General features: G+C 38.6%; 7 protein-coding genes and 1 tRNA gene. 5 read left to right on the plus strand and 3 right to left on the minus strand.

Annotated features, from left to right (window positions below; all coding sequences use genetic code 11):
• Window positions 1-57 precede the first annotated feature (57 nt).
• Window positions 58-1170 (plus strand): Fic family protein, encoded by a 1113-nt coding sequence (locus VJ786_RS14160; RefSeq protein ID WP_099366325.1) that lies wholly within the window; start codon window positions 58-60, stop codon window positions 1168-1170.
• Between the two features lie 61 nt (window positions 1171-1231).
• On the opposite strand, the gene VJ786_RS14165 is transcribed toward VJ786_RS14160, so the two are convergent.
• Window positions 1232-1305, minus strand: a tRNA-Met gene (locus VJ786_RS14165).
• Between the two features lie 332 nt (window positions 1306-1637).
• On the opposite strand from VJ786_RS14165, the gene VJ786_RS14170 reads away from it, so the two are divergent.
• Both VJ786_RS14170 and VJ786_RS14175 read left to right on the plus strand, forming a co-directional pair.
• Window positions 1638-2015: an START-like domain-containing protein gene (locus tag VJ786_RS14170; protein ID WP_099366324.1), complete on the plus strand. Its 378-nt coding sequence runs from the start codon at window positions 1638-1640 to the stop codon at window positions 2013-2015.
• A gap of 168 nt (window positions 2016-2183) precedes the next feature.
• Window positions 2184-3647 carry an LptF/LptG family permease gene (locus VJ786_RS14175; protein WP_099366323.1) on the plus strand — a complete coding sequence of 488 codons (1464 nt, stop codon included), beginning with the start codon at window positions 2184-2186 and terminating at the stop codon, window positions 3645-3647.
• 29 nt (window positions 3648-3676) lie between these two features.
• On the opposite strand, the gene VJ786_RS14180 is transcribed toward VJ786_RS14175, so the two are convergent.
• On the minus strand, window positions 3677-6094 hold the full coding sequence (locus VJ786_RS14180; protein WP_336557939.1) for an outer membrane beta-barrel protein: 2418 nt from the start codon (window positions 6092-6094) through the stop codon (window positions 3677-3679).
• 142 nt (window positions 6095-6236) lie between these two features.
• On the opposite strand from VJ786_RS14180, the gene VJ786_RS14185 reads away from it, so the two are divergent.
• Both VJ786_RS14185 and VJ786_RS14190 read left to right on the plus strand, forming a co-directional pair.
• Window positions 6237-6626 carry a helix-turn-helix transcriptional regulator gene (locus tag VJ786_RS14185; protein WP_099366321.1) on the plus strand — a complete coding sequence of 130 codons (390 nt, stop codon included), beginning with the start codon at window positions 6237-6239 and terminating at the stop codon, window positions 6624-6626.
• 34 nt (window positions 6627-6660) lie between these two features.
• Window positions 6661-7872: a bifunctional 3,4-dihydroxy-2-butanone-4-phosphate synthase/GTP cyclohydrolase II gene (locus VJ786_RS14190; RefSeq protein ID WP_099366320.1), complete on the plus strand. Its 1212-nt coding sequence runs from the start codon at window positions 6661-6663 to the stop codon at window positions 7870-7872.
• A 134-nt stretch (window positions 7873-8006) separates the two neighbouring features.
• On the opposite strand, the gene VJ786_RS14195 is transcribed toward VJ786_RS14190, so the two are convergent.
• The coding region (locus VJ786_RS14195; RefSeq protein ID WP_336557940.1) for a hypothetical protein at window positions 8007-9923 on the minus strand (1917 nt) is incomplete at its 5' end.

A 9923-nucleotide genomic window follows, 5' to 3' on the forward strand; every position in this document is an offset into this window, starting at 1 on the left:
CCATTTTATTTCTTTATTTTGTACATGTGTCCAGTATCAGTCTAAAATTGAACATATATGGCATACGATAGAACAAAACCTTTCAATGATCTTCCGCTCCTGCCTCCGCAGAACATTGCTGATGACGTAGATATTCTGAAAAAACTGGTCACGGCATCTCGAGCATTGGCAAGCGTAAATAGTAATGTACAACGGCTGCCCAATCCCTATATGCTGGTCAATACGATTGCCCTCCAAGAGGCCAAAGCATCATCTGCTATAGAAAATATCTTTACAACAGAAGACGAACTTTATAAAGCAGTATCGGATACCGTCCAGGAAAAAAATGCGAACCCTGCTACAAAAGAAGTTTTGAGGTATAGGGAAGCGCTTTGGGAGGGATATCAACGTGTAAAGAAAAAAAACAATATCGATCTTGAAAGTATAATTGCTATTTTCCAACAAATCAAAAATACATCTGGCAGCATACGCCCAGCACATTCCCTAACGGTCATTCAACGTGGACAAAGCGAATTTAGATCAGGAGAGATTATATACACTCCTCCAAGAGGTGTCGGCCTTGTAGAACAACTAATGGGAAATCTATTGGACTACCTGAATGATGAAAAGCTGTCCGACACGGATCCATTACTTAAAATGTGTATTGCACACTATCAATTTGAAGCCATACACCCATTTCCAGACGGAAACGGTCGTACTGGCCGGATTTTAAATTTACTTTACTTGGTCAATAAAGGTTTATTGGAGCAACCTGTACTGTATCTTTCTAAGTACATTATTGTCCATAAAGATGATTATTATTATAATTTAGGTGCCGTAACTCAGCGTGGGAGCTGGAAACCATGGGTACTCTTTATGCTGGAAGCTGTAGAAAAAACTGCACTTTTAACCAATCAACTCATCAACGGTATACTGGATCAGATGGAAACTACATTGGAATACGGCAAATCGAATATCAAATGGTATAATAAAGAAGTAAATGAACTGCTGTTTAGTCAACCATATATCAAACCAAAGTTGATCGGCGACATACTCCAGGTATCCTCCAGAACAACTTTGACAAAATATGTCAATGAACTTGTTGGAGCGAGAATACTCACTCCGTCAAAAGAAGGACGAGAAGTTTTTTATATCAATAATGATTTGATACATATTTTAGAAGGTCAATAATGACCTGCCGAAAAGCACCCCAACAAAAAAAGGAAAGCCTTTTGGACTTTCCTTTATCTAGTAGCGGGGAGCAGGATCGAACTGCCGACCTCAGGGTTATGAATCCTGCGCTCTAACCATCTGAGCTACCCCGCCGTTTTTCGGTATGCAAAGATAGTAATAAGCAACAACTTTCAAAGAAAATTTCAATAAAATTATCCCTAAAAATAAACTTTCAACCCCCTAAAACCCTAAACCTCTTTATAATCAAAAAGATAGCAAAAATCCACCTCCCCAACCATTAAACCCACATTACCCCCTTATTACTTTAGGCATAATTGTTGAAAAGCCACTTACTGTTAAAAAAAAGATGTGCACTATTTTTTTAATAAGCGATTAATTGATTATACTTACAAAAAGTAGGATAGCATTGGGGGCCTACTTTTTTTACTAACAACATTTATAAAACGAACTACTGAGAACAAATTATGTCAGAAAAAACTAAACTACACCTTGAATATGTGTTGAATTCATCACCTAGAATTCTTTTCCCATATCTACAGGAGCCGAATGAACTGGCACAATGGTTTGCTGATGATGTAAACTACCACGATGGAATTTACGAGTTCGTTTGGGACAATGAATCCCACCGTGCGAAACTGGTGTCTGTCAAAGAAAACAAAAGCGTGAAATTTAAATGGTTGGATGACGAACCTTATTTCTTCGAAATCGAAATCATACAGGACGAATTGACCAATGATGTAGCTATCGCAGTTACGGACTACGTAAAAGAAGACAATATGGAAGACAGAAAACAAATCTGGAACAATTCCATTGGCTATCTACAGAGCGTCATCGGCGCATAACTATATCCAAACAAAGCCTGAAATGAAAACCTATTCCTTTCAGGCTTTTTCATATCTTATCCCTATTAACTTTTTCCTAACAAAAATACGTTCATAAAAAATGTATCTTTGCAGAAATCCATGGATCAGACTTAGCAAAGATGTCCCATATCAAGGATTATTAGCAACATGAAGAAGATTCACTCCCTCATATTACAAGCATTCATCAAACCATTTATGGTTACTTTCTTCATTGTGATGTTTGTACTATTGATGTTGTTTCTTTTTAAGTACATCGATGACCTGATCGGAAAAGGTTTCCAGTGGTATGTAATCCTCGAACTATTAAGTTATCAGGCGGCCGTGCAGTTAACCATGGCACTCCCACTTTCCATGTTGTTATCCTCGATCATGACCTTTGGAAATCTGGGCGAAAGCTACGAATTGGTGGCTATCAAAGCTGCTGGGGTTTCTCTCCGGAAAGCCATGACTCCACTATTCATTGTGGTAGGACTTTTCAGTGCCGGCTCTTTTATCTTTTCCGATTACATCCTTCCCGTGGTCAACCTAAAAATGGGTTCCCTACTGTACGATGTCCGTAAGAAAAAAGCCGATTTCCTGATCAAACCGGGCGTATTCAACAATACGATCCCTGGTTATTCCATTCGCGCAAAAAGTAAAAATGAGGAAGGTACCGTCCTTTACGACCTCATGATCTATGAACACGCCACAGGTGGTTCGGCCAATAATGTGATCTTCGCGAAAGAAGGCTATATCCAGAACTCTGCCGACAATAAATACATGTTATTGGAATTGAAAGATGGTGTTCGTTATGAAGACAGCAATGTAAAAGACGCGAAACGATACGACCCCCGTCAGCAATTTACCCGTTTCAGATTCAAGGAAACGACCCAAAAATTCGATATGGAAAGTTTCCAGATGGGGAATACGGATAAAGAACTCTTCAAGGATCATCATCAGATGCTTAACCTCAGACAATTGAGGCATTATTCAGATTCCAATAGGGTATCCTTGGATAGTGTGGCGAAGATTAACTCCGTGGAAAGCAAACGGTACATTAACTTCTTTGCCAATTACTATCAGGAAAACAAACCGAAAACGATCAATACCAAAATAAAATTAGCGGATATTGAACAGGAGTACATGCGCCGTTCGGCCATCAGCAATGCTCTGTCGCAAGCGAGGCAGATCAAGGAGAATGCTGATCTAAGGATGAATGACTACCAGTTCTTTGCCGAGAAGGATATCCGATACGATATCGAATGGCACCGAAAATTCACTTTGGCGGTGTCCTGTTTACTGTTATTTGGTATTGGAGCCCCATTGGGTGCCATCATCCGAAAAGGTGGTCTTGGATTGCCTGTTGTCATGGCGATTATTTTCTTCCTAATCTACCACGTTATTGCAACCATCTCGGAGAAAGCAGCGAAAGATGCCAGCTTGACCCCAATGTGGGGCATGTGGATGGCCATCATCGTCCTTACGCCATTGGCTATATTCCTAACGTATAAATCCACCTCCGATTCGGCCTTGTTCGATGCGGAACAATATAAGAACAAAGCGGAGGCCATCTGGAAAAAAGTCGTAGGCCTCTTTAATAAAAAGAAAGACAAAGCGACCCTTTCCTCTTAGGAAGGTCGCTTTTGCAACATAAAAACACGTTAACTACCCCCTCTAACCCTTTTCATCTCATCGGTTTCCGACCCTGATCTCCGTTCCTTTGTAAAATCTTTTCCGACCTTAAAAGTAGCGGAAAAAATAAAAGTCCTGGAATCCAGGTTAAAGTGCTGATTCATGCGAACTGCCCCCACTTCCGAAGCCGTCCTGTACCGCATCGTTTTGAAAACGTCATTTCCGCTCAATTTTAAGGTCAGATTTTCGCGCAACAACTTCTTCTGAACGCCTATGGATACGGATCCCATCGACTTTCTTCTATAAACTCCGTCCGATTCGGGCGATAAATATTGCCCATTGATCTCTAATTGCCAAGCTTTCGGCAATTTAAAGGAATTGTTGGATTGATAATTTAAAGACCAGCCTTTATTATCGATAACTTCCTTATTGAACGCTCCAAAATAATGGTTTTGATAGATCAGCACATTATTGATGCTGGTCCAGAAGTTCAATGGTTGATAACTATGATTGATATTCGTGCCTATATTACGGAAGCCTTCAATATTAGCAACCGAACGGATGGTCATATTCTTTTCAGGGATTTGTGTCAGCACCGAAGTCATCACCTCTGCTACTTCGGTATAAAAAAAGGAAATATTTAGATGACGTCCATAGCCATAATTCAGTTCAAAAGCATGGGCTTTTTCGGGTTGTAACAGTGGATTTCCTTCATAAAAAACAAAAGCATCTACATAATATCGAAATGGATTGAGGTCATCGTAATCGGGCCTATTGATCCTTCTGCTATATGATAGTTGGGTTTGATGTTGAGCACTCCATTGCCTTGCCAATGTCGCGCTTGGAAACCAGTTCAGGTAAGACCGCTTATGTTGTATCGAAGTGGTTAATAACAAGCCATCAGCCAAGGTTTTTTCCGCTCGAATACCGGCCTGCAAACTCCATCCCTCCTTTTTCCATTGGTAGTTCAGATATCCAGCATGGATTTGCTCTTTGTACAGGAAATGATTACTGGTGCCCAGATCTCTAATCCATGACGAACCTTCTAATGTATCATTGATCGCATTATTGTCTGCTTCCATCACGCTACTCTTCCATCCTATCTCTACCTTCTGGTTTACGGTTAATTGGTGAAGATAATCGACCTTGGCTACAGCAAGCTTGGTAACAGAAGGCGTTTGGTTTTTCCGTTTGGAGATAAAGGGTTGTTGAAATGTGGTCCGTTGAAAATCAGAAATCAATAATTGATCGGCATCATAGGCTGCATGGAGAAAATCAAGATCAGCCGTTATTTCATGTCCCTTTTCTCCTATTCGATTTACATAGCCCAAACTCACATTATGGTTATTCCAGGTACTGATGTTTGAATTATCCGTCAACGAATTAGAAATCAATTCCCCCTTTTCAAATAAAATATTGTTATAGCCCTGGTTCAGGTTCTTATTAGTTCCAAAATTTCCAGTCCAGTTCAAGCTGATGAGTTGGCTAGATGAAGGAATATAATCCAGCCCAAACTTAGCGTTGTGGGTATTCAGCGGTTCTTCCGTCACGGAATATTGCTTGGATACCCTTGGTTGTAACTCCGCAGGAAGCTTTTCAAAGAACCGGTCAAATTGCCTATACTCTTCCTCCCCACGAAAGGCATAATCATAGGCCGAATACAGGTTCCATTTATCCCGTTGAACATTCAGGTTAATCCCACTGCCATTCCTTAATTTTCTTCCAGCACCAGCAAAGGCATTGATCGTAGCATTGAACCCTTTTTTACGTTGATTTTTCATAACGATATTGATCAATCCGCCCATTCCTTGCGCATCAAATTTTGCCGAAGGATTTTTGATCAACTCTATGCTTTTAACCGAAGACGAGGAAGTTCCTCTCAATAGGCTTGTCAATTCCTTTTGGGATAAATAGGATAACTTCCCATTGATCATCACCGCGACATCTTTCTTACCCCGCATCTGGATCTCCCCATCATCACTCACTTTTACTCCAGGAGCTCTTTCCAATATTTCCAAGGCCGTCATTCCATCAGATAGTACAGAGTTCTCGATGTTCATTACCATCCGGTCAGCACGTTGTTCTATTAATCTGGGGCTAGCCTTTAAGGTGATGGCTTCTATTTTCTGGGATGCGGAAAAAAGATATAGGGTATCAAGGTCTACAAAGCCTTTCTCAACTAGCACATGGTCAATATATAAAGTTTCATACCCCTGATGACTTATCTGTAAATGGTATTTTCCAGGACCTATGGTTTGTGAAAAACTTCCGTTTTCTGTACTGTAACATTCCTTTTCTAGCTGTTGCAAAGCATTTAGGAACAAGATGCTCACTTGGCTTAAGGGTTGTCCTTCCTTATCAGAAATTACACCTTTGATACCAGTCTGTGCATTCGAGAACAGCGTGAAGAAAATCAGAAAGCTTGTTAATTTTAAATTTAATTGCATATTGACACGTATTAGCATAATAAAATTTCTATTCCCCAAGGTGATGTAATTTTCAGTAAATTATTTAGAATAATTATAAATAACACCACAAAAGTATTAGATTTGTTTACCCATCAATAACAAAAAAGGGATAATAATACGGATGGAGGCAAGTAAGGATACCAGGAATTTGAAATGTTCAAACATCGATTTGAAAATAATCAAAGAAATAAAAACATACTTAGAGGAAAATAGCCATGAAGATATACATATCGTTACTCTTGTTCGTCAATTTGGGATCAATGAATTCAAACTTAAAACGATTTTCAAACAGGTTTATGGCATAACCGTGATGCGCTATTTACGCAAATGCCGGATGGATCGTGCGCAGGATATGTTGGTGAATACGGATTTGGAGATCAAGGAAATCGCTTTCCTCATAGGTTTCAAATATGCCCATCATTTCAGTAAGGTTTATCAGGCCCATTTCCATGTACTCCCGAAAGACGCCCGAGGGCATATTTATGACAACTTACTTATAAATAAGTCCTAATTAACCGTTACCTTTGTACACTTATTTAAAACTAATGGATATTAAATTAAACACGATTGAAGAAGCAATCGAGGATATCAGAGCCGGAAAAGTCATTATCGTAGTAGACGATGAAGACCGTGAGAATGAAGGCGATTTTGTTACTGCTGCACGCAATGCCACACCTGAAGTGATCAATTTTATGGCTACCCATGGTAGAGGATTGGTTTGTGCACCTTTAACCGAAGAACGTTGTCGTGAGCTTAATCTGGGTTTAATGGTTAACCAAAATACTGCCGTTTATGAAACCAACTTTACGGTTTCTGTGGATCTTCAAGGATACGGCTGTACCACAGGTATCTCTGCATCCGACCGTTCGAAAACCATCAAAGCATTGATCGATCCCAATATTCGTCCAGAAGAATTAGGTCGTCCAGGCCATATCTTCCCGTTGATCGCGAAGGATGGCGGTGTATTGCGTAGAACCGGTCATACCGAAGCTTCCGTGGATTTAGCGCGTTTAGCTGGTTTTGAACCTGCAGGGGTATTGGTTGAAATCCTAAAGGATGATGGCGAAATGGCAAGGCTACCTGATTTGATCAAAGTAGCAGAGCGTTTTGACCTGAAGATCATCTCGATTGAGGATCTGATCGAATACCGTTTGAAACATGATACATTAATCCAAGAAGAGGTTTCTGTTGAGATGCCAACCGAATGGGGAGATTTCAAAATGAAGGCCTTTACTCAGAAGAATACTGGTGAGCAGCACTTAGCTCTTTATAAAGGCGAATGGGCAGAAGATGAGCCGATCTTGGTTCGTGTCCATAGCTCTTGTGTTACTGGGGATATCTTCGGCTCTTGCCGTTGCGATTGTGGACCACAACTTCACAAATCCATGGAGATGATCCAAAAAGAAGGTAAGGGAATTATTGTTTATATGAACCAGGAAGGCAGAGGAATCGGCCTGATCAATAAACTGCACGCCTATAAGCTTCAAGAAGAAGGCGTGGATACGGTGGATGCCAATCTGCAGTTAGGTTTTAAAGCTGATCTTAGGGATTATGGAGTTGGTGCACAGATATTGCGTTATATGGGAGTAACCAAAATGCGTTTGATGTCAAATAATCCTACCAAACGTGCCGGATTGATTGGCTATGGTTTGGAGATTGTGGATAATGTTCCGATCGAAATCGAACCGAATCCTTATAATACGGAATACCTGAAAACAAAAAGAGACCGTATGGGTCATACGTTGAGTAATCTTTAATTTTAGATGATAGATGATAGATGTTAGATTATAGACCTTAGGCGACTTATATTTGTCTATAATCTATAATCTAATGTCTATTTTCCGAAAATTTTAAGTAAAAAAGGAGGCTTTTAAAAAGCCTCCTTTTTTACTTAAAATTTTCGGATATAATACGCTAATCCTAAGGTGAAAGTACGTTCAAGGTTATTGGTGGTTATGTTGCGGATATAATTATCTGTTAAAAAGGTTTTGATATTACTTCGCTGCTTGAGTAAATCATACACACTTGCCTTTATCTCGAGCTGTTCTTTCTTTAAAAAACGGTAACTAAGAGCAGAATTGATGATTACTTGGTTGTTCATAGGAAAGCGAGTAGCTTTTTGAGAAATCAAATAGACATTATTTACCCAAGTAAATCCTTTCGGATAAGTAAGAATAATATCTCCTTTCAATTGATTACTTAAATAACCATTGTTTCTTTCGTTGATCTTATATTTACTGATCAGCAAACCATTAGTTAAATTTAATTTTAACGCCTCATTCAGGGTAATCAGCGCAAGGAGGAAATTAGATATGGTATGGGAATGAATGAAATTCTTCACACCATTCTGATAGCCATATTCCTGGTTATTCAGGTAATCAAGCCTCCATATGGCATTGGTAGTTTTTCCAAAAAGAAACCCATTCCATGTCGAATTGTATTTAACAGTAAAATACGGCAATCCTTCACCATTGATTTTTGTGCTCAATACACGACCATTCTGACCATAAATTACGCTATCTAGAAGTTGATTTTTACGGAGCATAAAGTCTACAGTAAAATCATGCTTAAACTTTGATTTTGACCCGCTAAGATTGACTTGTAAGGTGAATTTATGATTGGTTTGTGGAACTAGATTTCGATTTCCTAAGGTATTGAAATTAAAATTTGCTGAATCTATCAAGTCGACATAATTATTCAAAGAAGGAATTTCATAATCCATAAGGTATTTCAGATCGACTCTATATTGTTTAAGGAGGATATTTTTGGAATAGGAATAAAACAGCTCCGGTACGGGTTTTAGAAATCGCTTTGATAAATCCCGAAAGGAATTGGTTGAATTATTATTCCGCCAGAAATTCATCATACCCACATTCACACCAAAATTATGATATTGATCCCATCTCGCAGTAGCTTTATGGATAGATCGTTTATACTTTAATTTTGAATCCCATTTAATTTCCTGTTGATTTTCATCATAACTCATCCAACTATTTCTCTCCAAAAAAAACTGATCTTCAGGTGATAGATTATCCTCAATCTGATCAGCTTTAGAAAATTTGAATGCGACATTATTATCCCAATTAAACCTCGAAAGGATTGGGATCCTTAAAATACTCAGGGAATTTGAACTGGAAATATTGTTTCTAAACACTTTACTATTTATGAATCTTGAACGTAATAATTCCGTGGTTGTATTTACATGTATATCATCAAACCTGTTCCATTTCAATTGTTCTGTATGATCATCGAAATAATTAAATTGGTATTTGACCGATTGATCGCTGAATTTTTTTAAGTTCCAATCTACGTTAATATTTAAGTTATTCCCTTCACTTTCCTGATTTACCCTATTTCTTAATTTTGACAATGGTCCAGTAATAGGATTTACAATTTCACGGTCTATATTATTTTCAAAACTATTACGATGATGGGCAGCATCCATATTAAATGTTAACATATGATTGATGAACTCATATTTTGTATTTCCCTTTAAAAATACCCGCTCCTGTAAACCATTTTGTGTACTTTTCTCAAATGTTTGTTGCGTCAATTCACCATTTAAATACCTATCTTCTAGAATATCTTGGTTAATAAAAGCTTCTTTGCTTCGGAAATATCCTTCCATATCGGTAGAGAAATCCGGTTTCCAATAGCTTTGCACTTTTAATCCAATCATTTTAAACTCATTGTCACCTACTTGGGATACGGCATTCATAAAGGAGGTTTGATCATTGCCTCCGGCCATATAGATATTTGCCTTCAAAAATTCTGCAACAGTGTTGGCTTCTTTATTTAAATTATTCAA

Origin of the sequence: Sphingobacterium tenebrionis (genome assembly GCF_037126265.1) — a bacterium.
GTDB lineage: Bacteria > Bacteroidota > Bacteroidia > Sphingobacteriales > Sphingobacteriaceae > Sphingobacterium > Sphingobacterium tenebrionis.